Source organism: Phenylobacterium sp., assembly GCF_025934275.1.
In the GTDB taxonomy this organism is placed as follows: domain Bacteria; phylum Pseudomonadota; class Alphaproteobacteria; order Caulobacterales; family Caulobacteraceae; genus Phenylobacterium.
The window spans coordinates 1-22,166 of sequence record NZ_JAICYI010000017.1; the positions used below are offsets into that span (position 1 = coordinate 1).

Sequence of the window (22,166 nt, forward strand, 5' to 3'; positions counted from 1 at the left end):
GCACATGATCGAGACGATCAACAAGATCGTCCGCACCTCGCGCCAGATGCTGCACGAGATCGGCCGCGAGCCGACGCCCGAAGAGCTGGCCGAGAAGCTCGCCATGCCGCTCGAGAAGGTCCGCAAGGTCCTGAAGATCGCCAAGGAGCCGATCTCCCTCGAGACGCCGATAGGCGACGAGGAGGACAGCCACCTCGGCGACTTCATCGAGGACAAGAACGCCATCCTGCCGATCGACGCCGCCATCCAGTCGAACCTGCGCGAGACCACCACTCGGGTGCTGGCCTCGCTCACCCCGCGCGAGGAGCGGGTGCTGCGCATGCGCTTCGGCATCGGCATGAACACCGACCACACCCTGGAGGAGGTCGGCCAGCAGTTCTCGGTGACCCGCGAACGGATCCGCCAGATCGAGGCCAAGGCGCTGCGCAAGCTCAAGCACCCCAGCCGCAGCCGCAAGCTCCGCAGCTTCCTCGACAGCTAGGCCGGCGCCTGCGTCACCTGACGGCGTGTCCATCGGCGGCGATTTTCGCTAGAGCACGGCGATGGGCCTGCCCGCCGCCACGCCAGCGCCGCTGTTCTCGGCGCCATCGCCGGTCAACCCGAAGTTCGCCTTCGGCATCGTCGGCGGTCGCTACGTGCTGCTGGCGTTCCTGCCGCCGCCCTCGCCCGAACGCGACGCCGCCATCGCGCAGGTGGTCGCCAACCGCGACCTGATCCGCGACGACGAGGTGCTGGTGTTCGGGGTGCTGCCCGACGAGGAGAGCTTCCGGCGCGCCCGCGACGCGGTGAACGGCCTGCGCTGGTTCGGCGACTGGGACGGCGAGATCCGGCGGCTCTACGGCGCGGCCGGGGCCGATGGCCAGGTGCGGCCGCAATGGGTGCTGATCGATCCGAGCCTGCGGATCCTGAGCGGCGGCGCCCTGGCCGACATCGAAAGCGCCTTCGCCGCGTTGCGGGAGCTAGGCCCGGCGGAGGACCACGCGGGCGTCCCGCTGCACGCGCCGGTGCTGATCGTGCCGCGGGTCCTCGAGCCCGGCTTCTGCCGCGATCTGATCGCGGTCTACGAACAGGTCGGGGGCCGCCCCTCGGGCGTCATGCGCCAGGCCGACGGCAAGACCGTGGGGGTGCTCGACGACTTCAAGAGCCGCCGCGACGCGGTCATCCCCGAGGGCCCGCTCGTCGAGGGCCTGCGCGGCCGCGTCGCGACACGCCTCGCGCCGGAGATGCTCAAGGCCTTTCAGTTCCGGGTCAGCCGCATCGAGCGGTTCATCGTCGCCTGCTACGACGCCGAGGACGGCGGCTACTTCCGCCCGCACCGCGACAACACCACGCCGGGTACCGCGCATCGCAAGTTCGCCGTCTCGATCAACCTGAACGCCGAAGAGTTCGAGGGCGGCGACCTGCGGTTCCCGGAGTTCGGGCCCAGGACCTACCGGCCGCCCACCGGCGGAGCGGTGGTCTTCTCCTGCAGCCTGCTGCACGAGGCGACGCCGGTGACCCGCGGGCGGCGTTTCGCGACGCTTCCCTTCCTCTACGACGAGGAGGGCGCGCGCATCCGCGTCGCCAACCAGTCGAGCCTCGCGGCGGCCGAGCCGCAACCCACCTCCAGCTAGCCGACAGCGTCGCCGCCGGTCATGCGATTGGCGGCTGCGGTCATGTCACCGCCAGCCGTAGTTGAAGCTGACCGAGATCCGCGCCGAGCGCGCGGCGTTGGCCGGGGCCTCGTGGCGCAGCCAGCTTTCCCACATCAGGATCGTGCCCGCCTGCGGACGCAGGTAGACGAAGCTCTGCTGGGCCTCCGGCGCGTCGGCCCGCTTCGGCGGCGCGGCCATCATCAGCGGCAGCCGCGGGTCCTCGATCTTCAACGGCGAGGCCCCCGGCGGGACCCGCACATAGGCGACGCCGGAGATCACCGCGTGGGGGTGGATGTGGCCCGAGTGGCCGGCGCCGGGCTTCAGGACGTTCACCCACAGGCTGTCCATCGCAAGCTTGCCGCGGCCCAGGTCGAAGGCGAGCGCCTCGGCGAAGGTCCGCGCGTGGCGGTCCAGCTTGCGCTTCAGCTCCGCGAACACGCTCGCCCGCTGCGGCAGGTCGTTCAGCGAAGCATAGGAGGTGTAGCCGCCGTAGCCGTTGGCCTTGGACCAGGCCCTTCCAGCCGCGTCCTCGGCCGCCAGCATCCGGCAGGCGGCCTCTAATTCGCGGTTGAAATTTTCGAACTCCCGGTCCGTGCTAAGCGTCGCTTCATAGACCGGAGTCGAAAACAAGGGGCGCAACGCCATCCATCGGCGCTAGCCGCCTGGCGATGGATTGTCAAAGATGGGGCCGGCTGGCGCTAGCCGCCAAGCTCCGCTAGAGCATTGAATCGATGTACGGCTCCGCTCGGTGGCGGCGGAGGCTTGGGGGGACTGGGATCATGATGAGGATTGCGGCGGCCGTGGCGATCGCGGGCGTGATGGTGGGCGGCCAGGCGCTGGCGGCGCCGGCCAAGGCCAAGGCGCAACACGTCAGGCACACCACCCAGGCGCTCGCCTACCGGGCGCCGCGCGGCCCCGACAAGATCCACCCTGACCTCAACGGCGTCTGGCAGGTGATGAACACCGCCAACTGGAACGTGGAGCCGCACGCCGCGAGCGCCGCCTTGCAGATGCGTCCCGGCCCGTTCGGCCCGGTGCCGGCCAAGGAGGTGCTGGCGCTGGGCGCGGTGGGCGCGGTGCCGGCGGGCCTCGGCGTGGTGGAGGGCGGGTCCATCCCCTACACGGCCGAAGCCAGGAAGACGCGCGACGCGAACCATGCCGACTGGATCCACAAGGATCCGGAGATCAAGTGCTACCTGCCCGGCGTCCCGCGCGCCAACTACATGAGCCTGCCGTTCCAGATCTTCCAGTCCGAGAAGCAGATGCTCATCGCCTATGAATACGCGGGCGCGGTCAGGAACATCATGTTCAAGGATCCCGGCCCGGCGCCGGTGGATTCCTGGATGGGCCAGTCGGTGGCGCACTGGGAAGGCGACACCCTGGTGATCGTGGTCACCGGCCAGAACGATTCCACCTGGTTCGACCGCGCCGGCAATTTCCACTCCGCCGACATGAAGGTGGTGGAGCGCTGGACGCCGACCAGCCCGCTCACCATGCGCTACGAGGCCGAGATCACCGATCCCTCGACCTTCACGCGGCCGTGGAAGATGAGCATGAACCTCTACAAGCACGTCGGCGAGGACGCGCGGCTCAACCAGTTCAAGTGCGTGGAGTTCGTGGAGGAGCTGATGTACGGCCACCTACGCAAGCACCCGCTGCCGTGATCGGCCGCATGCACCTTGCGGCTCCCATGATATAGGAATACCCGCGTCATGCGGGCCATTAAGCCCCACGGCCGGCGCCGCCGGTCGAGACGATAGAAGACTTAGGCATCCGCGCTGGAGGCGCAAAATGATTTCTCGTCGCTTTATTGTTCCCACGATGATCGGCGCCGGCCTCTTGGCCGCAGCGACCCTGGGCGTCGGCCAGGCGTCCGCGCACCATGCGTTTTCCGCGGAATTCGACGGCAAGGCCCCCGTGCTGCTGCGCGGCAAGGTGACCAAGGTCGAGTGGATCAATCCGCACGCCTGGGTGCACCTGAACGCCGTCGGCCCCGACGGCCAGATGCACGAGTGGATGGTCGAGGGCGGCACGCCCAACACCCTGCTCCGCGCCGGGATTGATCGGAACACGCTCAAGGCCGGCACCGAGATCATCGTCCGCGGCTACCAGTCGAAGGACCACTCCTGCACGCCGGTCTGCAAGGCGAACGGCCGCGACGTGACCTTCCCGGACGGCCGCAAGGTGTTCATGGGCTCCTCCGGCACCGGCGCGCCCAAGGACGGCGCCGACCCCACCGAGAAGTAGCGCGAGGCCGGGGGCTCCTCGGGGCCTCCGTCCGTCAGGGCGCCTTCAGCGCCCGCGCGCTGAAAGCCACGCCGACCAGCGCCATCAGCGCAAGCGCCGCGCCGGCGGCGAACGTCGCCTGCGGCCCGATGCGATCCCAGAGCGCGCCCGCGATCAGGCTGGCGGCGAGCGTGGCCAGGCCGGTCACCAGGTTCAGCGCCCCGAATCCCGTGCCCCTCAGGTCCGCGGGTGCGGTGTCGGCGACCAGCGCGCCGAGCAGCCCCTGGGTAAAGCCCATGTGCAGGCCCCAGAGCACCAGGCCGGCCGCGACCCATATGAGCGAGCCGGCTCCGGCCAGCGCCAGGTCGGCCGCGATCAGCAAGGCGATGCCGGCAAGGAACACCCCGCGCCGCCCGAGCCGGTCGGAGAGCGCGCCGGCGGGATAGGCCGAGAGCGCATAGACCAGGTTCATCACCACCAGCACCAGCGGCGCATAGGCCTCGCCCAGCCCATCGTTCCGGGCCTTGAGGATCAGGAAGGCTTCGCTGAAGCGGGCGAGCGTGAACACGGTGGCGACCGCCGCCACGATCCAGAACCGTCTCCCCAGCCGCGCGAGCTCCGAGGGCCTGAGCGGGAAGCGCGTCTCGCCCGGCGGCCGCGTCACCCTCGGCTCGCGCACGGCGAAGGCGATCAGCGCGGTCGAGGCGATCGCCGGGGCGACGGCCCACCAGAACACCAGCCGGAAGTCGTCGTGGCTCGCCAGCATCAGCAGCACGGCGAGGGCGGGGCCCAGGAAGGCGCCCACAGTGTCCAGCGCCTGCCTGAGCCCGAAGCTCGCGCCCCTGAGGGCCTCCGGCGCGATGTCGGCGATCAGCGCATCGCGCGGCGCGCCGCGGATGCCCTTGCCGATGCGGTCCACGAAGCGCGCCGCCACCACCCAGCCCACGGAGTTCGCCAGAGGGAAAATTGGCTTCGTCGCCGCCGCCAGCCCATAGCCCAGCGCCGCCAGCAGCTTGCGCTTGCCGAGCCAGTCGGAGAGCGCGCCCGAGAAGATGCGGGTGATCAGCGCGGTGGATTCCGCCACCCCCTCGATGGCGCCCACGGTGAGCGCCGAGGCGCCCATTGCGCTGACCAGATAGACCGGCAGCAGGCCGTGGATCATCTCGGAGGAGACGTCCATCAGCAGCGAGACGAAGCCCAGCGTCCAGATCCCGGCTGGAATCTGCCGAAGCACGCGCTCGCGCCGTGCGCCGGTCCCGCTCATTCGCCGCTCTCCCATCCACCTCGACGGCGCCGCGCCGATCGTCTATCCGAGCCGGGGGAGGGGTCCAAGCGGTGTTGACCTATCTCTGGATCGCGCTCGGGGGCGCGCTGGGCAGCGTGGCCCGCTACGCGTGCTCGAGCGCGGCGGCGCACGCGTTCGGCGAGACATTCCCGTGGGGCACCCTGATCGTCAACGTGGCGGGCTCCTTCGTGATCGGCGCGTTCGCGACGCTCACCGGTCCGGACGGCCGCTGGCTGATGGCGCCGGACGCACGGCTGTTTGTCACCATCGGGATCTGCGGCGGCTACACCACCTTCTCCAGCTTCAGCCTGCAGACGCTGAACCTGATCCGGGCGGGGGAGTTCACCGCCGCTTTCGGCAATATCGCAGGCTCGCTCGTGCTGTGCCTCGCCGGCGTCTGGCTCGGCTATGTGACGGGCGCGCTGATCAACCAGGCCAAGGGAGGCTGAGGCCATGCCCGCCCGCCATGACGCGGTGCTGCTGCGCATCTTCATCGGCGAGCGCGAGCGGCACCAGCATCATCCGCTTTACGAAGCCATCGTCCGGGCGGCGCGCGAGGACGGCCTGGCCGGCGCCACCGTGCTGCGCGGCATGATGGGCTACGGCCGCTCCGGCCGCATCGAGAGCGCCAAGATCCTCGATCTGTCCGATGACCTGCCGGTGGTCGTGGAGATCGTCGACGCCGCCGAGCGGATCGAGGCGTTCCTGCCCAGGCTGGAGTCGATGATCGGCTCGGGCCTGGCCACCACCGAACGCGTGCAGGTGCTGCGCTACGGCGAACCTGGCGCGGACTGACCGAAGGTTTCAGCGCCAGAGCGTCCGATTGGCGCTTCGGGGCCCAATCGGGTATGAGACCTGCATTGCGCGAGTCCTTGCGCGTCATTGATTTCAATAAGGAAATATTGGGGGAGCCTTGATCAACCAGTTCATGACCTGGCTGCAGCACGGGCTCGGAAAAGGCTCGGGCGATACGGCCCAGTCCTGGAGCGAGGCGCTCCTGGGCTCGCTGAATTTCTGGGGCCTGCTGGAAGGCACCCACCTGCTGGCGCTGATGCTGTTCGCCGGCACCATCTTCGTGGTCGACCTGCGGCTGCTGGGCGTCACCTTCCGCAAGACGCCGGTCTCGGTGGTGAGCGACCGCGTGCTGCCGATGACCGTCGCGGGCTTCCTCATCCTGCTGGCCACCGGGCTCGCGTTGTTCTTCGCTAAGCCCATGTTTTATTACCATAATCTGTGGTTTCGAGCGAAGATGATCTTCCTCGTCCTGGCGATGATCAACATCGCGGTGTTCCACTCGCAGGTTCAGCGCGGGCAATCGGCCTGGGACAACCATCCGACCCCGCCCGGACCGGCGCGGATCTCGGCGATCGTCTCGCTGGTCTCCTGGATCCTGGTGATCGGGTTGGGCCGCTTCATCCCCTACGACTGGTTCCAGTGCGGCAAGCCGGTCCCCCACTGGGCCAACGTGCTGCAGGACTGCAAGACCTCCGAGAAGGGCGCCTACGAGAAGACCGCCGAGACCGCGATCAAGGGCGCCCAGTCATGACCAAGATCAATTTCGAGCTGTTCTTTCCGGCGCTTCGGCCCTGGGTCATGAACCTGGTCAACGTCTGGCCGGCCTATATCATCAAGCCGCAGTATGCGAACTGGGAGGTGCTGCACATCCTCTCGCTCACGCTGCTGGGCGGCACGGCGATCCTGATGAACCTGCGCCTGCTCGGGCGCGGCATCACCGAGGAGTCGCCCTCGGAGGTCTACCGCAACCTGCGGCGATGGCAGGATGTCGGCGTCATCGGCATCGTCGTCTCCGGCATCCTGATCGGCATGGCCAACGCCGAGAAGCTCTACGACTCCACGGCCTTCGTGGTGAAGATGTGCGCCCTCTTGGGCGGCGTCATCCTGACCTACGGCGCGAGCCGGCCGGTGGCGCGCGCCGACGGGGCGGTGCCGGTCTCCGCCAGGCTGTGGTTCATCCTGGGCGGGCTGATCTGGCTGGCGGGCCTGGTGATCTTCGCCACCGGCACGCTGGTCAACGTCGGCCTCTACCACGTGATCTTCGCCGCGGCCCTGATCGTGCTGATCGCGGCCCAGGGGCGGCTTCGGTGGATCTTCCTGATCGGCCTGCTGGTGATCTTCGCGGTCCACCAGTGGGTCACGCACGTGACCTACGCCGACCCGTTCGACCTGAAGCACCTGGACCCGGCCAACAAGGTCTTCACCTGGATCTACGTGGTCTGGATCGCCGCCGCGGCCGCGGCGCAGACGTTCATGGCCTCGCGGAACAAGGCGACGCCGGCGCTCGCCAAGCTGATCGCGTGGTCGACCATCCTGGTTTGGGTCACCGGCGCGGCCGCAGGCCGCTGGATCGCCTTCGAGTGATCAGCGCCGTTTCTGGATCTCGAGCAGCGAACGCCACATGTCGTCGGCGAACTTCACCACATTGAGGTTGGCGGTGAACTGCTGCTTGGCCTGGATCTGCTCGACCATCTCCTGCGCCGGGTCCACGCTCGGATCCTCGCCCATGCGGGCGGTGCGCGCGGCCGAAGCCGCGAAGCGCTGCTCGGCGGCGAACATGCCGTAGCGGGCGACCGTGATCGGATCCATGGGACCCTCGCTTTCGGCCGCCAGCTTAGGCCGACGCGGTTAAGCCCCGGCGAGCAAGCGTGGTGAACGGCCGGTTCATCCTGTGATTGCGATGCAGCGTCATTCGCCGCGGTGCGCTAATCTGGCGGCGAGAGGGACGCGAGGAGACCAACCATGCGCATCAGCACCGCGCTCCTGGGCCTGGCGGTCGGCGTCTTCGCCGGCGCCGCGGCCGCTCAGCCCGTGACCGGAAACCCGCCGTCGACCGCCGTCATCTGCGTCGACGTCGCCGGGCGGACCCTGCCCGTGCGCTGCCGCGCCGACGCCAGCCGGATCAACCAGTCGTACGACATCTGCCAGTGCCTGTCGGGCGGGCAGCGGGTGATGGCCTCGGTCTGCCCTGATGGGGTGAGCCCGCCGGCCGACAGCGCCGCCCTCGAGCGGGCCCGCCTTGCGGCCATCCGGCACGGCAGCATCGTGGGCGCCACCTTCCGGGGCCAGCCGATGTGCGTCGCCCCGCGCCAGCGCCCCGCGGGCGGCTAGCCCGTCAGCCGGCGCCTCGCCGCGGGGTTATTCGCCGAGCGCGGCGTAGGTCAGCTTCTGGAAGATCGGCAGGGCCGCGCGGCCGCCCATGCGCTGTCCGGTGGCGAGCTGCGAGGCCGCCTCGGGCCTCAGCGGCATGGAGTTCTGGATCAGGTAGATCATCACCATGTCCTGGACGGGGTCGGCCTGCCACCAGGTGCCGAAGGCGCCCGGCCAGCCGAAGCTGCCCTTCGAGCCGGCGCCCATGAACTCGAGCTTTTCCGGCTCCATGATGGTCGAGAGGCCGAGCCCGAAGCCCTGCGCCGCCCAGAACGGCAGGCCCATGAACGGGATCGCCCGCTGGGCCGGGGTGAGCCGGTTGGCGGCCATCAGCTCGACCGTCTCGGGCTTCAACAGCCGCACGCCGTCCACCTCGCCCTTGCCGAGCAGCATGCGGGCGAACGTCAGGTAGTCGTCGGCAGTGGAAATCAGCCCGCCGCCGCCGCCTTCGAAGGCGGGGCGCGTCTCGCCCATCGGCAGCGAGACATCCTCCAGGGGGCCGCCCTCCGGCGGGGCCCTGTAGAGCTTCGCCATGCGGCCGCGTTTCTCCTCCGGCTGCCAGAAGTCGGTGTCGACCATGCCCAGCGGCTCGAAGATCCGCGCCCGCAGCACCTCGCCCAGCGGCTTGCCCTCGATCCTGGCGGCCAGGAACCCCAGCACGTCGGTCGCATGGCTGTAGTGGAAGCGCTCGCCCGGCGGATAGCTGAGCGGCAGCGAGCCCAGCGCCTTCAGCCAGTCGTCGGGGGTCATGCGGCCCACCAGCGGCGAGCCCAGCCGCGCCTCGTGGGCGTGGGCGATCGGGCCGATCGAGGTGAAGCCGTAGGCCAGGCCCGCCCGATGGGTCATCAGGTCCTCGACGGTGATCTCCCGCGGGGCCGGATAGGTCTTGTTGAGCGGCCCCGTGGGCTCCTCGAGCACCTGCATGTCGGCGAGCTCCGGCAACCACCGGCTCACCGGGTCCTCCAGGCGCAGCTTGCCTTCCTCCATCAGCATCAGGGCCGCGACGGAGGTCACCGGCTTGGTCATGGAGGCGATGCGGAACAGGGTGTCGCGTGTCATCGGCGCCTCGGCCGCGATGTCGCGCTGGCCCAGGACGTTCACCTGCGCGATCTCGCCCTTGCGCCAGATCAGGGTCACGAACCCGGAAAGGTCGCCCGCGTCCACGACGCCCTGCAGCGCCGGCGGGATCTGCGCCAGTTTCTCGGCCGAAAAGCCGCCCGCCTGCTCGTCGCCGTACATCGCCGCGTTGCTCCCGGGTTGCGCCTTGCCGGCGTTCACCTGGCATTGCGCAAGCTGACGGCGGCTCGTCAAGCGCTCGCTACTGGCGGGTCGGCGCCTCGTAGGTGGCGACCATCTCGCCTTTCGCGATCGTGTGGCCCTTCAAGGCGTTCAGCAGCTCGTCCAATCGCGTGTCCTCGTCCATCGGCAGGAAATCGTCGAGGGCGAAGACCTGGAAGTAGTAGTGGTGCAGCCCATGCCCGGGCGGCGGCTTGGGACCGAACCAGCCGTAGGAGCCGTTGTCGTTCTTGCCCTGGATCGCCGCCTGCGGCGTGACCGGGCGCGCGGCGTTGACGACGCCCTGCGGCAGGGCGGTGATCCCGCCTTCGATGTTCCAGATCATCCAGTGCAGGAACGGCTGCTCGCGCGGCGCGTCAGGGTCCTCCACGACCACCGCCCAGGCCTTCACGTCCGGCACGTCGGTCCACTGCAGGGGCGGGGAGATGTTGTCGTGGTAGGCCGAGTGCTTGTCGGCCAGGCGGCCGTCCGGGCCTTGCGCCGGACAGGTCACGACCACCCCCGTCTCCAGGATCGGATCGACCTTCATGATGGTGATGGCTTCGCCGGAATGCTCGGGCATGACGCGCCTCCGATTGGGCCCCCTTGTGCGCCCCAACCGGCGGCGCGGCGGATGGTTTCGCCGCCGGCGTTGAACAGGCGCCCCGACGTGCGTATATCCGCGCGCGGCGGCCCAGGGGCGGCGTCCGGAGGGTCCACGCTCGATGTTCGTCACTCTGCTCAAGGCCAAGCTGCACCGGGCCACGGTGACCCAGGCGGACCTCGACTACGAAGGCTCCATCGCCATCGACCGCGACCTCCTGGAGGCCTCCGGCATTCTGCCGCACGAGCAGGTGGACGTGCTCAACGTCACCACCGGCGCCCGCTTCACGACTATGCGATCGAGGCGCCGCGCGGCTCCAGGGCGATCGGCGTCAACGGCGCGGCGTCCCGGCTGGTCCAGAAGGGCGACAAGGTGATCATCGTCACCTACGCGATGATGCCGGCCGAGGAGGCCCGCAACTACGCGCCGAGCGTCGTGCTGCTCGGCGACGGCAACCAGATCAAGCAGGCGGCGTGATGCGCTGGTCCCTGGCGATGGGGCTGGCGGCCGTGGCGCTGGCGGCATGCTCGCCCGGCGCGCCGAAGGGCGTCGACAAGGACAAGCTCGATGACGCGGTCTCCGGGGCGATCGGCGATCCGGCGACCTGCGTGCTGATCGCCGAGCAGGCGAGCGGCAAGGTCGTCTACCGCTACAACACCGCCACCATCTGCGCCCGCACCCTGCCGTCCTGCGACGGCCCGGGGTCGCGCACGGTCAGGGACCTGCTGGAGGCCACCCGCAAGGACGGCAAGCCGCGGCGGCTGAGCTGCTATTCGAGCGCCGACGCCTCGCGCGGCGTCGGCTGGGCGTCGGGGCCGATCCCCGGCAAGGGCCTGGTCTACGCCGCGGTGATGGAGGGCAAGCGCAGCTTCCCGGGCATGATGATGGCCGACCGCCTGGAGGGCCGCTTCAAGGACGTCGGCCTCTAACGGCGGCTCAGCGGCCGAGCTCGAACAGCCCGGTCACGGTCTCCTGGATCGTCATCTCGCCCGGCGAGACCGGCGTCACGGGGACGCCCTCGGCCAGGCTCCGCGCCATCGGCACGGGCGGCGGCGGACCGCCGTAGGCCGCGCCTTCGCCCAGGCTGACCAGCCGCACGATGCGATAGCCGGTGGCTCGCGCATAAAGCTCGGCCTTCGCCTGCAGGGCCTTCACCGCCGCCAGCCGCGCTTCATCCTCCACCGGCCGGCGGTCGGCCAGGTCGAAGCTCGCCCCGCCCGCCGCATTGGCGCCGGCCGCCACCGCCGCATCCAGGATCGCCCCCAGCTTGCCGAGGTCGCGGGCCGTGACGGTCACCTGGTTCGTGGCCTGATAGCCGGTGAGCCGCGGCGGCGAGCCCTGCTCGTAGGCATATTGCGGGTTGATCGACAGTTGCGCCGTGCGGATGTCGCGCTCGCCGACGCCGGCGCTGCGCAGCGCCGCCACGACCCGGCCCATCTGGCCTGCGTTGGCCCGCACCGCCTCGGCCGCGGTCGCCGCCTGGTTGGTCACCCCCAGGCTGATCCGCGCCAGGTCCGGCGCGACCTTCGCCTCTCCCTCGGCCGAGAGGCTGAGCGTCGTGGTGCGGAACATCGCCTCGGCCTCGGCGCCGGCGGGCTGGGCGAGCGCCGGGGGCGCGGCGGCGGCGAGCAGCAGGCCGGTTGCGCCCGCGCAGATCATGGCCCTCATGGAGGTCTCCTTGGAAAGTTTGGCCGAGAGGGTCGCAAGCCGCGCCTGAACACAAGCTTTAAGCCTGCCCCCGGCGCATGCTAACCGCGCGAGCGCCGACGCTGCGGGGCCCGTAGCTCAATGGTTAGAGCCGGCCGCTCATAACGGTCTGGTTGCAGGTTCGAGTCCTGCCGGGCCCACCAGCCTTCGCTTGCTTCGCAAATTACGGCTTGGCGCGCGTTGTTCGGTGCATCGCCCGGCCCTCTGGCTATTTCGGCGGCGCGTCTTATCTATAACCGGCGCCGTCGATCGTGTGCCGCCAAGCCAGGCGGTCGATCATCCTCGACGTGGCGCGCTCCAGAGACCGCGATGGCCACGCACTTCGCAGCGCCTTCGTCCGCCACGCCAGCCGCGCCGCTCGCGCGTCCGGCGGCGGCGGCGGCCACGCCCCTCGAAACCCCTCAGCGGAGATCAATGACAGGCATGCTGAAAAGCGAACTCAGGGCCGACGACTATCGTGCGAAGGCTCTCACGGAGACCGGGCTGGCTCGGGCGAGCCGGCTCGTTCTGGTGCGCGCAAAGCATGAACAGGCCGCCTCGGTCTGGCGGGGCCTCGCCTCGGTGGAAGATCGGATAAGCGCGACCGCTCACCAGCGACAGGCAATCGCCTCGTCGAAATCCAACGAGCCCCGCGCGGCCCAAGAGGAGACAGCCGATGGCCAAGGGTCAGAAGAGATCGAATCGCGAAACCCGAAAGCCCAAGCAGGCCAAACCGAAGGCGACGTCCAACCCGCGCTCGTTCGTTGAGATCGCGGGCAGCGGCGCAAAGGGATCGAGCCCGCCGGCGGGCCGCAAGCCAGGGTCCCGGTGAGCGTCCTGTCCTGGTTCCTGCGGAGCTCGGTCACCGAGGCTGAAGTGCGGGCGGAGATCTGGAGCCTGGGGACGCGCCATCTCGGCTGGCCCCTGGAAGGCGCGCTCGATGAGCTGAAGACGCCGGGGCTCTCGACCGAGCGTGCGCAGCTGCTTCGCGCCTGCGTTCAGAAGCTGCAAGGCCGCTGACCGGTCCCGACGTCGCCGACAAGACCGACGTCGAGCCCGCCGCCGTGCCCGCCGGGCGCGCGAAGCGCTGAGCGCGGCGAAGCTCCCTCGACAGGTTGGCCGTATGGCGCCACGGTCGCGGCGTCTGTCACATGCGAAGGGGAGGTCGCATGGCGGCGTCCGACATCCGACCGGCGCGTCTTTTCGCGGGCAGCTGCGCAGCCATCACGGCGCTGGCGTTCAGCTTCGCCGCGCTCTCGGCGGTGATGTATCAGCTGAAGAGCGAGTTCCTGCTCGACAACGCCCAGGTCGGGCTGATCGGCGGCGCAGGCCTATGGGGCATGGCGATCAGCCAGGTCTCGTTCTCGCCGCTCTGCGACCTCGTCGGCATGCGCAACCTGATGCGCCTGGCGCTGGCGGGGCACGTGGCGGGGGTCGCGCTGTTCATCTTCGCCCCGGGCTTCTCGATGCTGTTCGCTGGCGCGCTCGTGCTCGCCATCGCCAACGGCGTCATCGAGGCGGTGTGCAATCCGCTGACCGCCACCCTGTTCCCCGACCGCAAGGCCGGGATGCTGAACCGCATGCACCTGTGGTTCCCGGGCGGGGTCGCGCTGGGCGGGCTGGTCGCCTGGGGCATCGACCTCGCGCACATCGACTGGCGCGCCAAGCTCTTGATGATCCTCGTCCCCGCGGCGCTCTACGGCGTGATCTTCCTGCGCGAGAAGTTCCCGCCGACCGAGGTCGCCGCCGCCGGCCACAAGGTCTCCGACAGCTTCAAGGCGGTGGCCGCCTCGCCGCTGCTCTGGGCCTTCCTGGCGCTGATGACCGTGACCATGAGCCTGGAGCTCGGGCCCAACCGCTGGATCCCGGCGGTGCTGCAGGCGGGCGGCCTGCCCGGCATCCTGGTGCTGGTGATGATCAACGGCGTCATGGCGGTGACCCGCGCCAATGCGCACGCCATCCTCAGCCGCGTCTCGCCGCCGGTGGTGCTGATGGTCTCGACGCTCACCGTCGGCCTGGGCCTCCTCGGGCTCAGCTATGCGACCGGGCTCGCCGCCACCCTGATCACCGCGCTGGTGTTCGCGATCGGCATAGCCATCGTCTGGCCGACCATGATGGGCTTCGTGGCCGAGCGGACGCCGCGCACCGGCGCGCTGGGGCTCGGCCTGATGGCGGCGGCGGGCTCGCTGGCGGTGGGCGTCGTCACCACGCCCCTGCTCGGCCGGATCGCCGACGACCACCTGCCCGATGCGCTTTCCAAGCCGGCGGTGGTTCAGCTGGCGGGCCAGCTTCTCGCCGCGCCCTCCGGCAAGGCGCCGACGCTGATCGCCGACGCCCGCACCGTGGCCGCGGCGCCGGGACCGCTGCCCGCCGGCGCCACCGGCGACCTCCTGCGCCGCGCCGCGGCCGGCGAGGCGGGTCCCGAGGCGGCCAATGTCGCCCAGCCGATGCTGGACGCGGGCGAGAACCACTCGGGGCTGCTCTCCTTCCGCTACCTCGTGCCGTTCGCCTTCCTGGTCAGCCTGATCTTCGGCGTGGTGGTGCTGAGCGACCGGCGGGCCGGCGGCTACCGCGCCCAGGTCGCCAAGGCCCGGCTGGCGCCCGCCGCCGAATGAGCCCGCCCGCGCTTCGCATCGGTTTCGTGGGCTCGGGCTTCATCGCGAAGTTCCATCTGAGAGCCTTCCAGAGCGTCCGCCACGCCCAGATCACCGGGATCTACAGCCCGACGCCGGCCAATCGCGAGGCGCTGGCGGCCGCCGCCGACGCCGCCGAGCTCGGCCCCTGCACGACCCACGCCAGCCTGGAGGCCCTGTTGGGCGCGCCCGACGTCGACGCCATCTGGCTGCTCGCGCCCAACGATCGGCGGCTGGAGGTGATGCGGGCGCTGCACGGCGCGGTGAAGTCGGGCCGCTCGAAGGTGCGGGCCGTCGCCTGCGAGAAGCCGCTCGGGCGCACGCTCGGCGAGGCGCGCGAGGTGCTGGCGCTCGCCGAGGACGCCGGCCTCGCTCATGGCTATCTGGAGAACCAGGTGTTCTCCACCGCCGTCGAGCGCGGCAAGGAGATCGTCTGGCGCCGTGCGGCGCCCCTGGCCGGGCGCCCCTATCTCGCCCGCGCCGCCGAGGAGCACTCCGGCCCGCACGAGCCCTGGTTCTGGCAAGGCGCGCGCCAGGGCGGCGGCGTGATGAGCGACATGATGTGCCACTCGGTGGAGGTCGGCCGCTTCCTGCTCACCGAGCCCGGCGCGCCGCGCGACTCGCTGATCGTCAAGGCCGTCCAGGGCTCGGTCGCCCACCTGAAGTGGACGCAAGACCGCTACGCCAAGTCCCTGGCCCGCGACTTCAAGGGCGTGGAGATGGCCCGCTTTCCGGTCGAGGACTTCGCCCGCGCCACCGTCACCCTCGAGGACGCCGCCGGCCAGGAGCTGATCGTCGAGGCATCCACCTCCTGGTCCTACGTCGGGCCCGGCCTGCGCATCGACCTGGCGCTGCTGGGGCCCGAGTACGCGATGGAGTTCTCCTCGCTCAATCCCGGCCTCAAGGTCTTCCTCTCCCGCGCCATCGCCGGCGGCCAGGGCGAGGACCTCGTGGAGAAGCAGAACGCCGAGCAGGGCCTGATGCCGATCGTCGAGGACGAGGCGGCGATCTACGGCTACATCGGCGAGGACCGCCACATGGTCGAGGCCTTCCGCCATGGCCGCACGCCGATCGAGACCTTCGCCGACGGGGTGGAGGTCACCAGGATCATCATGGCGCTCTACAAGTCCGCCGAGACCGGCGGCCTCGTGCGGCTGCCCGATCCCTCGCTTGAAACCTACGTGCCCGCGCCGGCGCGCGCGCCGATGGAGGCCTGAGCCATGGCGGCCGAGCCCTATGACGTGATCATCGTCGGCTCCGGCGCGGGGGGCGGCATGAGCGCCTACCACCTGACGCACGCGGGCCTGAAGGTGCTGCTGCTCGAGGCCGGGCGCCACTACGACCCGGTCACCGAGACGCCGATGTTCAACACCAACGCCGAGGCGCCGCTGCGTGGGGAGGGCACGCCCGACAAGCCGTTCGGCTTCTACGACGCGACCGTCGACGGCGGCTGGCAGGTGCCGAACGAGCCCTACACCGTGGCCGAGGGCTCGGAGCCCTTCGTCTGGTGGCGGCCCAGGATGCTGGGCGGGCGCACCAACCACTGGGGCCGCATCGCGCTCAGGTTCGGCCCGCTCGACTTCAAGCCGCGCAGCCGCGACGGCCTGGGCTACGACTGGCCGATCACCTACGACGACCTCGCGCCCTGGTACGACAAGACCGAGCGGCTGATCGGGGTCTCCGGGGCCGCGCCGCCCCGCGGCCTCACCAACACGCCGGATTCGCCGGAAGGCTGCCTCATGGAAAGCGCCCCGCCGCGCGCCTTCGAGGTGTTCTACGCGCGCGCCTTCAAGGCTATGGGCATCCCGGTGATCCCGATGCACGGGGCGGTGGTCACCGGCCACATGGCCGGGCGCAACACCTGCCTCTTCGCCACGCCCTGCGGCCGCGGCTGTGCTATCGGCGCCAACTTCCAGTCCACGACCGTGCTGCTGCCTCCGGCCATGGCGACCGGCAACCTGACGATCCGGCCCAAGTCCCTGGTCTACGAGGTGGAGCTGGACAAGGCTGGCAAGGCCAGCGGCGTCGCCTTCGTCGACCGCAAGACCGGCGAGCACCACTCGGCCAGCGCCCGCGCGGTGGTGCTGGCGGCCGGCTCCGGCGAGACCGCCCGCATCCTCCTGAACTCCAAGAGCTCCCGGTTCCCCGACGGGCTCGCCAACACCCACGGCATGGTCGGCCGCTACCTGATGGACAGCGTCGGGCTCACCGTGGCCGGCCAGTTTCCGGCGATGGAGGGCCTGCCGCCCACCAACGACGACGGCCAGGGCACCCAGCACACCTACGTCCCCTGGTGGGGCTACGATCGGCAGAAGGAGCTCGGCTTCCCGCGCGGCTACCACATCGAGATCGGCGGCGGCCGGCGGATGCCGTCGATGCCGCTCGCCGGCGTGCTCGATTCCGACGACCTCAGCGTCGGCGACGAGTTGCGGGCCAACCTGCGCCGCCGGTTCGGCAGCGTGATCGGCTTCGACGGTCGCGGCGAGATGATCCCCAACGACGACTGCTACTGCGAGCTCGATCCGAAGGTGACCGACAAGTGGGGCGTGCCGGTCCTGCGCTTCCACTGGAAGTGGGGCGAGAGCGAGACCCGTCAGGCCGGGCACATGGTCGAGACCTTCCTGGCGGTGATCGACAAGCTGGGCGGCAAGCCGCTGGGCAAGGTCCAGACCGACGGCGCCAAGGCGATCTCCAAAGGCGGCGAGATGATCCACGAGGTCGGCACCGCCCGCATGGGCGCGCGCGAGACGGACTCCGTGGTCAACGCGTTCGGCCAGAGCTGGGCCGTGCCCAACCTGTTCGTCACCGACGGGGCGGTGCTGGTCTCCAGCCCTGACAAGAACCCGACCTTGTCCATCTTGGCGCTGGCCTGGCGCTCCAGCGACCACCTCGCCACGCTCGCCAAGCAGGGGGCCCTATGAGCCAGCCGCTGCCGACCGATCCGCCGCCCGAGCCCGAGGCGCCGCGGCCCTACGTCTCCAGGATCGACCGTCGCACCGCCCTGGCCTGGGTGGGCGTGGTGGGGGCCGCCGCCGCGGTCGGCGCCGGCGTGGTCGTCTACGGGCGCAAATTCGGCGGCCAGCCTGCCGTCGAGGCGAAGGGCTACGGGACCGACCCGGATCTGGTGAAGCCTGCGCCCGCGCCCTGGCCGCGGATCATGACCCGGGCGCAGCTCGACACGGCGGCGGCGGTCTGCGACCACATCCTGCCGGCCGCCGCTGCGGCGCCCTCGGCGCGGGCTCTGGGCGTGCCCGATTTCCTCAACGAATGGGTGAGCGCGCCCTATCCGGACCAGCGCAAGGACCGGCCGCTGATCCTCTCGGGTCTCGACCGGCTGGCGTCCCGGTCCCAGCGGCTGCACGGCAAGGCGATCGCCGCGCTCTCGGCCGCCGAGCGGACGGCGCTGATCGGCCCGATGGCGGCCGCCAAGGGGGCCGACCTGGCGTTCTTCCGGCGCGTTCGCCGGCTGGTGATCGGCGCCTATTACACGACGCCCGCAGGCTTCAAGGACATCGGCTACATCGGCAATGTCGCCAGGGCCCGCGATCCCGGCCCGTCCGCCGCGGTGCTGGCTCACCTCGAGCGCGAACTCGCCAAGCTCGGCCTTTAGGATGACTGCATGAAGCCCGCGATCTTCGGACTGGTCCTCGCCCTGACATTCAGCGGAGCCGCCATGGCCGCGCCCAACACCCTGACGCCCAAGGAGAAGACGGCCGGCTGGCGACTGCTGTTCGACGGCCGCACGCTCGCCGGTTGGCGGGGCTTCAAGGCGCCTGCGCCGGATCCCGGCTGGCGCGTCGTCGATGGCGCGCTCGGCCCCGATCCGAAGACCTCCAGGGACGTGATCAGCAAGGACCGGTTCGGCGACTTCGAGCTCAGCTTCCAGTGGAAGATCTCCAAGCTCGGCAATTCCGGGGTCATGTACCATGTCATCGAAGCGGGCGATGAGACCTACGAGTCCGGCCCCGAGTACCAGATCCTCGACAACGCCCATGGCGAGGAACCCAGGCAGCAGGCCGCGTCGCTGTTCGCGCTCTATGCGCCGGCCAGGGACATGACCAAGCCGCCCGGCGAGTGGAACCAGGGCCGCATCGTGGTCCGCCGCAATCACGTCGAGCATTGGCTGAACGGCGCGAAGGTGGTCGAGTACGACCTGGGCTCGCCCGACTTCAAGGCCAGGGTCGCGGCCTCCAAGTTCGCCCAGTGGCCGCAGTTCGCCTCCGCCGCCAGCGGCCACATCGCCTTGCAGAACCATGGCGACGAGGTGTGGTTCAGGGACCTGAAGATCCGCCCGCTGAAGTAGCGTCCGGCGGCCCGCGACGGCGGCTCACAGCGTCGGGTCCTCGCCCACCTGGACCAGCATCTTGCCGAAGTTGCCGCCGCTGAGCATCTCGGCGAAGGCCGCGGGAACCGTCTCGAAGCCGTGGCGGATGTCCTCCAGGTACTTGACCTTGCCGGCCGCCACCCACTCGGCCATCCGCCGCAGGCACTCGTCCTGGTGCTCGGCCACGAAGTCGCCCACGAACAGGTCGCGGACGGTGACGTTGCGGGCCCTGAAGACCGGCTCGCCGCGGGCCATCAGCTCGCCGCGGGCGTCGCGGCCCGGCGCATCGCCGTAGTGGGCGATCAGCCCGCAGATGGTCATCCGTCCGCCGGGGTTGAACAGCGGCAGCACGGCCTCGAACACCGCGCCGCCGACGTTCTCGAAATAGACGTCGACGCCGTCCGGGCAAGCCGCCCCCAGCGCCCGGGGCAGGTCCGGGTCCAAGTGCGAGACGCAGGCGTCGAAGCCGAGCTCGTCGGTCACGAAGCGGACCTTCTCCTCGCGGCCGGCGATCCCCACCGCGCGCGCGCCGCGCAGCTTGGCGAGCTGGCCCGCGATCTGGCCGACGCCGCCGGACGCCGCCGAGACCACCGCCGTCTCGCCCGCCTTGGGATCGCCCATCAGGAGCATGCCGGCGTAGGCGGTGAGCCCAAGCATGCCCAGCACGCCCACCGCATAGGAGATGCGCCCGAGCGCCGGATCGAGCTTGCGCGGGACCATGTAGCCGGGCCGCGGCACGCCTTCGCCCATCAGCCCGTACTCGGCCCAGCCATTGGTGTTGAACACGAAGTCGCCCGGCGCATAGCCCTCCATCCGGCTCTCCACCACCTGCGCGACCGTGCGCGCATGGCAGGCCAGGCCGGGCTTGTCGACGCCGCGGCGCTTGTAGCCCCACTGGTAGGGATCGAGGGAGACGTAGATCGTGCGGGTCAGCGCTTGGCCCTGCGCCGGCTTCGGCAGCTCCGCCTCGCGGACCTCGAAGGTGTCCGGCTGCGGCCACGGCGGCACGGGCTTGTCGGCGAGCGTCCAGTATCGGTACATCGCCGGCCTCCTAGGCGCTCACCAGCCCCTGGGCGCGGGCGGCGTACTCGCGGACCTTCTCCGGGCCGCCGAGCAGCTGGCGGTTCTGGCCGATCCGCTTGAACCAGTAGTGCAGGCCCAGGAGGTCGGTCATGCCGATCCCGCCGTGCACCTCGGTGGCGGTGCGGGCCACGAAACGGCCGATCTCGGAGAGGTGGGCCTTGGCGTGGGCCGCCATCACCGTGGCCTCCTCCGGCGCATGGTCGAAGGCGTAGGCCGCATACCAGACGAGGGCGCGGGCCGGCTCGATCTCGGCCGCCATCTCGGCGCACAGGTGCTTCACCGCCTGGAACGAGCCGATCACGCGGCCGAACTGGCGCCGCTCCTTCGCATAGGCCACCGCCTTGTCGAGCATGGTCTGGGCGGCCCCCAAGGTCTCGGCCGCCAGGATCACCCAGGCGGCGTCGCGCAAGCGCTCCAGCGCCTGGTTGGAGGCCAGCGGCTGAGCGAGGGTGTCCTTGAACGCCACCTCGGCGAGCCGCCGCGTCGCATCGATGGAATCCATCCTCTGGGCCGCGGGCGGCGTCTCCACCAGGTGCAGGCCGCCCTTGGCGTCGGCCACGACCAGGAGGTCGGCCGTCATTCCGTCCAGCACGAAAAGCGCCTTTCCGGAGAGCTTGCCGGCCCTGGCCTCGACGCCGGCGCCGTCCCGCCCGCCGGCGACGGCCTCGGCGATCGCTGCGCCCGCGCTGATCTCGCCCGCCGCGAGCTTCGGCAGCCACTTGGCCTTCTGTGCGTCGGAGCCCGCCAGGGTGAGCGCCAGCGGAGCCAGCACCGCCGAACCCAGGAACGGCGTCGGCGCGACCGCCGCGCCCAGCGCCTCGGCCGCCAGCGCCGCCTCCAGCAGCCCGAGCCCCAGCCCGCCGTGCTCCTCCGGGATCAGGATCCCCGGCACGCCGAGCTCGGCCAGGCCCGCCCAGAGGTCCGGCGCAGTGTCTTCGCCGGCGTCGGCGAAGCGGCGCACGCGCTCCAGCGGGGACAGGTCCGCCAGCGCGTTCGCCACGCTGTCGGCCAGCATCTTCTGGTCTTCGGAGAGCGCGAACCGCATGGCTCAGACCTTCGCCGGGCTGGGTTCGCGCGGCAGCCCGAGCCCGCGCTCGGAGATGATGTTCTTCTGGATCTGCGCCGTGCCGCCGCCGATGATCAGCCCCAGGTCGAACATGTAGCTCCGCTGCCAATTGCCCTTGGCCCGCAGGTGCGGGCCGTCATGGTAGAGGATGCCGAGCTCGCCCAGCGCATCGATCGCCAGCGCCGCGATCTGGTGGTTGAGCTCGCAGCCCTGCAGCTTGACGACGAGGCCCGCCAGCCCCGTGGACTCGCCGGTGACCGCGCTGGTCAGGAGCCTGAGGCCGTTGAACTTCATCGAATAGACCCGCGCCTGCAGCTGCATCAGCCGGTCGCGGAAGATCGGGTTGTCGATGATCCGCTCGCCGCCGACGCTCTCGGTCTTCATCAGCTCGATCAGCTGTCCCAGGCGGGCTTCCGTGGCGTTCGGATCGCCCAGCATGCCGCGCTCGTGCCTGAGCGTCGTGTTGGCCACGAACCAGCCGCGCCCCCGCCCGCCCACCACGTTGGCCTGCGGCACGCGCACGTCGGTGAAGAACACCTCGTTGAACTCGGCCTGGCCGGTCATGGTCTTCAGCGGCCGGACCTCGATGCCGGGCGTATCCATCGGGATCAGCACATAGCTGATGCCCTCGTGCTTGGCGGCCCGCGGCTCGGTGCGCACCAGGCAGAACATCATCTGCGCGAGGTGGGCCGTGCTGGTCCAGATCTTCGAACCCGAGATCACGAAGTCCGCGCCGTCCTCCACCGCCTTGGTCGAGAGCGAAGCGAGGTCCGAGCCAGCGCCCGGTTCGGAGTAGCCCTGGCACCAGATGATCTCGCCGCGCAGAGTGGGGGCGATCCAGCGCCGCTTCTGCTCCTCCGAGCCCACCTCGAGCAGGGTCGGCACCAGCATGGAGATGCCCTGGCCGGCCATGCCGCGCGGGGCGTTGGCGCGGATGAATTCCTCGGCGATGATCCGCGCCTTCAGCACGTCGGGCTCCGCGCCGAAGCCGCCGTACTGGCGCGGGATGGTGCGCGCCGCGTAGCCGGCTTCGATCAGTTTCGCCTGCCAGTCGCGGGCGTTCCTCGGCTGGCCGTTCTCGTAGGTGTTGCGACTGGCCTCCAGGAAGCCGCGCACCTCGTCGCGGAAGGCGGCCATCTGCGGCGTCAGCGTCAGGTCCATGGGCGCGATCGATCCTCCCGCCCC

The 22,166-nt window shown here is 70.3% G+C and carries 26 protein-coding genes, 1 tRNA gene and 1 pseudogene; 19 read left to right on the forward strand and 9 right to left on the reverse strand.

Annotated features, from left to right (window positions below; genetic code table 11):
• Positions 1-481, forward strand: a 481-nt coding sequence (locus Q0W60_RS06205; RefSeq protein ID WP_297693671.1) for a sigma-70 family RNA polymerase sigma factor, incomplete at its 5' end; no start/stop codon positions are given.
• 61 nt (positions 482-542) lie between these two features.
• On the forward strand, positions 543-1,613 hold the full coding sequence (locus Q0W60_RS06210; protein ID WP_297693673.1) for a 2OG-Fe(II) oxygenase: 1,071 nt from the start codon (positions 543-545) through the stop codon (positions 1,611-1,613).
• 45 nt (positions 1,614-1,658) lie between these two features.
• Here the strand turns inward: Q0W60_RS06210 and Q0W60_RS06215 are convergent, their stop codons facing one another.
• Positions 1,659-2,279 carry a TIGR02466 family protein gene (locus Q0W60_RS06215; protein WP_297693675.1) on the reverse strand — a complete coding sequence of 207 codons (621 nt, stop codon included), beginning with the start codon at positions 2,277-2,279 and terminating at the stop codon, positions 1,659-1,661.
• A 134-nt stretch (positions 2,280-2,413) separates the two neighbouring features.
• On the opposite strand from Q0W60_RS06215, the gene Q0W60_RS06220 reads away from it, so the two are divergent.
• Together Q0W60_RS06220 and Q0W60_RS06225 are read left to right on the forward strand one after the other, a co-directional pair.
• Positions 2,414-3,298: a hypothetical protein gene (locus Q0W60_RS06220; RefSeq protein WP_297693677.1), complete on the forward strand. Its 885-nt coding sequence runs from the start codon at positions 2,414-2,416 to the stop codon at positions 3,296-3,298.
• Between the two features lie 127 nt (positions 3,299-3,425).
• Positions 3,426-3,881, forward strand: a complete 456-nt coding sequence (locus Q0W60_RS06225; RefSeq protein WP_297693679.1) for a DUF6152 family protein — start codon at positions 3,426-3,428, stop codon at positions 3,879-3,881.
• 34 nt (positions 3,882-3,915) lie between these two features.
• Here Q0W60_RS06225 and Q0W60_RS06230 read toward each other — a convergent pair whose 3' ends face one another.
• Positions 3,916-5,124: an MFS transporter gene (locus Q0W60_RS06230; RefSeq protein WP_297693681.1), complete on the reverse strand. Its 1,209-nt coding sequence runs from the start codon at positions 5,122-5,124 to the stop codon at positions 3,916-3,918.
• Between the two features lie 74 nt (positions 5,125-5,198).
• Between Q0W60_RS06230 and crcB the strand changes: the two genes are divergently transcribed.
• The 4 genes from crcB to Q0W60_RS06250 all read left to right on the forward strand — a co-directional run bounded on the left by crcB (position 5,199) and on the right by Q0W60_RS06250 (position 7,524).
• A complete protein-coding gene (crcB, locus tag Q0W60_RS06235) occupies positions 5,199-5,594 on the forward strand; it encodes a fluoride efflux transporter CrcB (protein ID WP_297693683.1) in 396 nt (131 codons plus the stop codon).
• A gap of 4 nt (positions 5,595-5,598) precedes the next feature.
• Positions 5,599-5,940 (forward strand): DUF190 domain-containing protein, encoded by a 342-nt coding sequence (locus tag Q0W60_RS06240; protein ID WP_297693685.1) that lies wholly within the window; start codon positions 5,599-5,601, stop codon positions 5,938-5,940.
• Positions 5,941-6,058: 118 nt separating this feature from the next.
• A complete protein-coding gene (locus Q0W60_RS06245; protein WP_297693687.1) occupies positions 6,059-6,691 on the forward strand; it encodes a DUF6644 family protein in 633 nt (210 codons plus the stop codon).
• The gene (locus Q0W60_RS06250) at positions 6,688-7,524 is read left to right on the forward strand and encodes a DUF6644 family protein (protein WP_297693689.1); all 837 of its coding nucleotides are present in this window, start codon (positions 6,688-6,690) and stop codon (positions 7,522-7,524) included. Before Q0W60_RS06245 ends, Q0W60_RS06250 begins: the two co-directional genes overlap by 4 nt.
• Here Q0W60_RS06250 and Q0W60_RS06255 read toward each other — a convergent pair whose 3' ends face one another.
• Positions 7,525-7,749 (reverse strand): flagellar basal body rod C-terminal domain-containing protein, encoded by a 225-nt coding sequence (locus Q0W60_RS06255; RefSeq protein ID WP_297693691.1) that lies wholly within the window; start codon positions 7,747-7,749, stop codon positions 7,525-7,527.
• A 153-nt stretch (positions 7,750-7,902) separates the two neighbouring features.
• On the opposite strand from Q0W60_RS06255, the gene Q0W60_RS06260 reads away from it, so the two are divergent.
• Positions 7,903-8,271, forward strand: a complete 369-nt coding sequence (locus Q0W60_RS06260; RefSeq protein WP_297693693.1) for a hypothetical protein — start codon at positions 7,903-7,905, stop codon at positions 8,269-8,271.
• 27 nt (positions 8,272-8,298) lie between these two features.
• Here the strand turns inward: Q0W60_RS06260 and Q0W60_RS06265 are convergent, their stop codons facing one another.
• Together Q0W60_RS06265 and Q0W60_RS06270 are read right to left on the reverse strand one after the other, a co-directional pair.
• Positions 8,299-9,621 (reverse strand): serine hydrolase domain-containing protein, encoded by a 1,323-nt coding sequence (locus Q0W60_RS06265; RefSeq protein ID WP_297693696.1) that lies wholly within the window; start codon positions 9,619-9,621, stop codon positions 8,299-8,301.
• 7 nt (positions 9,622-9,628) lie between these two features.
• The gene (locus tag Q0W60_RS06270; RefSeq protein WP_297693697.1) at positions 9,629-10,168 is read right to left on the reverse strand and encodes a YbhB/YbcL family Raf kinase inhibitor-like protein; all 540 of its coding nucleotides are present in this window, start codon (positions 10,166-10,168) and stop codon (positions 9,629-9,631) included.
• A gap of 142 nt (positions 10,169-10,310) precedes the next feature.
• Between Q0W60_RS06270 and panD the strand changes: the two are divergent.
• Both panD and Q0W60_RS06280 read left to right on the forward strand, forming a co-directional pair.
• Positions 10,311-10,666: pseudogene (panD, locus tag Q0W60_RS06275) on the forward strand (aspartate 1-decarboxylase).
• Positions 10,666-11,118 (forward strand): hypothetical protein, encoded by a 453-nt coding sequence (locus tag Q0W60_RS06280; RefSeq protein WP_297693699.1) that lies wholly within the window; start codon positions 10,666-10,668, stop codon positions 11,116-11,118. The pseudogene panD and the gene Q0W60_RS06280 overlap by 1 nt, the downstream one beginning before the upstream one ends.
• 7 nt (positions 11,119-11,125) lie before the next feature.
• On the opposite strand, the gene Q0W60_RS06285 is transcribed toward Q0W60_RS06280, so the two are convergent.
• Positions 11,126-11,857, reverse strand: coding sequence for an SIMPL domain-containing protein (locus tag Q0W60_RS06285; protein ID WP_297693701.1), 732 nt, complete (start codon positions 11,855-11,857; stop codon positions 11,126-11,128).
• 106 nt (positions 11,858-11,963) lie between these two features.
• Here Q0W60_RS06285 and Q0W60_RS06290 point away from each other — a divergent pair.
• The 8 genes from Q0W60_RS06290 (at position 11,964) to Q0W60_RS06325 (ending at position 18,811) form a co-directional block, all read left to right on the forward strand.
• Positions 11,964-12,039: transfer RNA gene (locus Q0W60_RS06290), tRNA-Ile, on the forward strand.
• Positions 12,040-12,205: 166 nt separating this feature from the next.
• Positions 12,206-12,643 carry a hypothetical protein gene (locus tag Q0W60_RS06295; protein ID WP_297693703.1) on the forward strand — a complete coding sequence of 146 codons (438 nt, stop codon included), beginning with the start codon at positions 12,206-12,208 and terminating at the stop codon, positions 12,641-12,643.
• Between the two features lie 60 nt (positions 12,644-12,703).
• Positions 12,704-12,895 carry a hypothetical protein gene (locus Q0W60_RS06300; protein WP_297693705.1) on the forward strand — a complete coding sequence of 64 codons (192 nt, stop codon included), beginning with the start codon at positions 12,704-12,706 and terminating at the stop codon, positions 12,893-12,895.
• 149 nt (positions 12,896-13,044) lie between these two features.
• Complete coding sequence (locus Q0W60_RS06305; protein WP_297693707.1) at positions 13,045-14,490, forward strand: MFS transporter; 1,446 nt, start codon at positions 13,045-13,047, stop codon at positions 14,488-14,490.
• Entirely contained in the window at positions 14,487-15,725 is a 1,239-nt protein-coding gene (locus Q0W60_RS06310) for a Gfo/Idh/MocA family oxidoreductase (protein ID WP_297693710.1), read from the forward strand. Before Q0W60_RS06305 ends, Q0W60_RS06310 begins: the two co-directional genes overlap by 4 nt.
• A 3-nt stretch (positions 15,726-15,728) precedes the next feature.
• A complete protein-coding gene (locus tag Q0W60_RS06315; RefSeq protein ID WP_297693712.1) occupies positions 15,729-17,429 on the forward strand; it encodes a GMC family oxidoreductase in 1,701 nt (566 codons plus the stop codon).
• A complete protein-coding gene (locus tag Q0W60_RS06320; RefSeq protein ID WP_297693714.1) occupies positions 17,426-18,118 on the forward strand; it encodes a gluconate 2-dehydrogenase subunit 3 family protein in 693 nt (230 codons plus the stop codon). The genes Q0W60_RS06315 and Q0W60_RS06320 overlap by 4 nt, the downstream gene beginning before the upstream one ends.
• A 9-nt stretch (positions 18,119-18,127) precedes the next feature.
• Entirely contained in the window at positions 18,128-18,811 is a 684-nt protein-coding gene (locus tag Q0W60_RS06325) for a DUF1080 domain-containing protein (protein ID WP_297693716.1), read from the forward strand.
• A gap of 24 nt (positions 18,812-18,835) precedes the next feature.
• Here the strand turns inward: Q0W60_RS06325 and Q0W60_RS06330 are convergent, their stop codons facing one another.
• The 3 genes from Q0W60_RS06330 to Q0W60_RS06340 are packed head-to-tail and all read right to left on the reverse strand — an operon-like array spanning position 18,836 to position 22,142.
• The gene (locus Q0W60_RS06330; RefSeq protein ID WP_297693718.1) at positions 18,836-19,873 is read right to left on the reverse strand and encodes an NADP-dependent oxidoreductase; all 1,038 of its coding nucleotides are present in this window, start codon (positions 19,871-19,873) and stop codon (positions 18,836-18,838) included.
• Positions 19,874-19,883: 10 nt separating this feature from the next.
• Positions 19,884-20,960 (reverse strand): acyl-CoA dehydrogenase family protein, encoded by a 1,077-nt coding sequence (locus Q0W60_RS06335; RefSeq protein WP_297693720.1) that lies wholly within the window; start codon positions 20,958-20,960, stop codon positions 19,884-19,886.
• 3 nt (positions 20,961-20,963) lie between these two features.
• Positions 20,964-22,142 carry an acyl-CoA dehydrogenase family protein gene (locus Q0W60_RS06340; protein WP_297693721.1) on the reverse strand — a complete coding sequence of 393 codons (1,179 nt, stop codon included), beginning with the start codon at positions 22,140-22,142 and terminating at the stop codon, positions 20,964-20,966.
• Positions 22,143-22,166: the final 24 nt, after the last annotated feature.